General features: G+C 46.3%; 1 tRNA gene. It reads left to right on the forward strand.

The annotated features are described in order from the left end of the window. Positions 1 to 231: 231 nt before the first annotated feature. Positions 232 to 307 (forward strand) — tRNA-Glu (locus BN1129_RS05135). The last annotated feature ends 207 nt before the right edge of the window (positions 308 to 514 follow it).

Here is a 514-nt window from a genome sequence, read left to right on the forward strand (position 1 = left end):
TTAGAGCAAAGACCTGATGCGCATGCGTCAGTGCTTGTTTGGTCGAAAGGCCAAGCGAGAGAAGCCCGTTCGTTGGGTTGGGATGTGAATAACGGCGAAAGCGGTTACCCAATTCAGAGTTAGCGATAACAACGAGCTGCGCTAAAGACGACATGTCGCTCGGCCTCGCCGGCTCGGCACGTTGCCTTTACGAAAATCATTGCGAAGTTTACTTCGCAAAGCATGATTTTCGTCCCCTTCGTCTAGAGGCCTAGGACACCGCCCTTTCACGGCGGTAACAGGGGTTCGAATCCCCTAGGGGACGCCACTTCTCTCTTGCTAACAAGAATGCAGACATAAGCATGTAATGTTTATGTCTGTTTTCTTCAGCGCACTTTATAAGTGAATGCTGTTGCAAACATGCTCTTTAACAATCTGGAAAGCTGATTTAAAAAGTAGTTCTCAAACATTTGTTACAAGTGCTTTGGAAACTTCTTGGCGAAAACCAAAATTTATTTGGTCCTTGTTGTACTTC

The sequence above is a fragment of the Aeromonas popoffii genome, from assembly GCF_000820025.1.
Classification (GTDB): Bacteria; Pseudomonadota; Gammaproteobacteria; order Enterobacterales; family Aeromonadaceae; genus Aeromonas; species Aeromonas popoffii.